The sequence below is a fragment of the Nocardia sp. NRRL WC-3656 genome, from assembly GCF_000720265.1.
In the GTDB taxonomy this organism is placed as follows: Bacteria; Actinomycetota; Actinomycetes; order Mycobacteriales; family Mycobacteriaceae; genus Nocardia; species Nocardia nova.
This window is the reverse complement of record NZ_JOJF01000087.1, coordinates 1-1,351: the sequence shown is the minus strand read 5'-3', so window position 1 is coordinate 1,351 and position 1,351 is coordinate 1. Positions and strand designations below refer to the sequence as shown.

1 protein-coding gene is annotated in these 1,351 nt (G+C 64.0%); it reads right to left on the bottom strand.

Features of this window, described 5'->3' with window-relative positions; genetic code table 11:
- Nucleotides 1-54: 54 nt before the first annotated feature.
- The gene (locus tag IG65_RS0133920; RefSeq protein ID WP_030519005.1) at nucleotides 55-1,284 is read right to left on the bottom strand and encodes an IS256 family transposase; all 1,230 of its coding nucleotides are present in this window, start codon (nucleotides 1,282-1,284) and stop codon (nucleotides 55-57) included.
- Nucleotides 1,285-1,351: the final 67 nt, after the last annotated feature.

The window sequence follows — 1,351 nt, the reverse complement described above, 5'->3', positions numbered from 1 at the left end:
GGTCAAGTCCAATTGCGTGGTGTATCGGGGTGATTGCCGCGTGATCCTGGTCGGTCAGGCGGTCAGTGCTGGGGTGTCCTCCTGTTCGCTGGGGTCGGTGAGGCCGCGGGATCGGGCCAGGACGTCGAGGCCGAGGTAGCGTCGGCCTTCGATCCATTCATCGTGCTGCTCGGCCAGGACCGCGCCGACGAGGCGGATGATGGCTTGGCGGTCCGGGAATATCCCGACGACGTCTGTGCGCCTGCGGATTTCCTTGTTCAACCGTTCCTGAGGATTGTTCGACCAGATTTGGCGCCAGATCTGTTTCGGGAACGCGGTGAACGACAGCAGATCCGCGCGTGCAGCGTCGAGGTGAGCAGCGACCTTCGGGAGCTTCTCGCCGAGCGCGTCGAGCATCCGGTCATATTGGGCGCCAACCGATTCGGCGTCGGCCTGGTCGAACACCGAGTGCAGCAGAGTCCGCACCCACGGCCACGACGATTTCGGGGTGATCGACATCAGATTCACCGTGTAATGCGTGCGGCATCGTTGCCAGGCCGCGCCCGGCAGGGTCGCGCCGATTGCGGCGACCAGCCCGGCGTGCGCGTCGGAGGTCACCAGGCTGACTCCGGACAGGCCGCGCGCGACCAGGTCGCGGAAGAACGCCAGCCAGCCGGCGCCGTCCTCGCCGCTGGTGACCTGGATGCCGAGGATTTCACGATAGCCATCGGCATTGACGCCGGTCGCGACGAGAGCGTGCACGTTGACCACGCGTCCGTTCTCACGCACTTTCAGCACCAGGGCGTCGGCGGCGACGAACGTGTACGGGCCTTGATCCAGTGGTCGGGTCCGGAACGCTTCGACCTGGGCATCGAGCTCGGCGGCCATGATCGACACCTGCGATTTGGAAAGCTTTGTCACACCGAGTGATTCGACCAGTTTCTCCATGCGCCGGGTTGACACGCCGAGCAGATAGCAGGTGGCCACCACGCTGGTGAGGGCGCGTTCGGCGCGCTTGCGTCGTTCGAGCAGCCAATCCGGAAAATAGGAGCCCGAACGCAGTTTCGGTATCGCGACGTCGATAGTGCCGACGCGGGTGTCGAAATCGCGGTGGCGGTAACCATTTCGGGAGTTGACGCGGTCGTCGGAGCGTTCGCCGTAGCCGGCGCCGCACATCGAGTCGGCTTCGTTGCTCATCAGAGCCTGGATGAACGTCGACATCATCTCGCGCAGCAGGTCCGGGCTCGCGACGGCGAGTTGGTCCGACAGCAGTTTGGACGGGTCGATAGGCTGGACAGAGGTCATCGCGTGAACTTTCTTTCCTTCAAGTGACTTGGCGGTCTTTTGAAGGATCACGCGGTGACCACCCTCT

Coding starts and splice junctions, on each gene's coding strand:
- IG65_RS0133920 (WP_030519005.1), bottom strand. CDS start 1,284: ATGACCTCTGTCCAGCCTATCGACCCGTCCAAACTGCTGTCGGACCAA.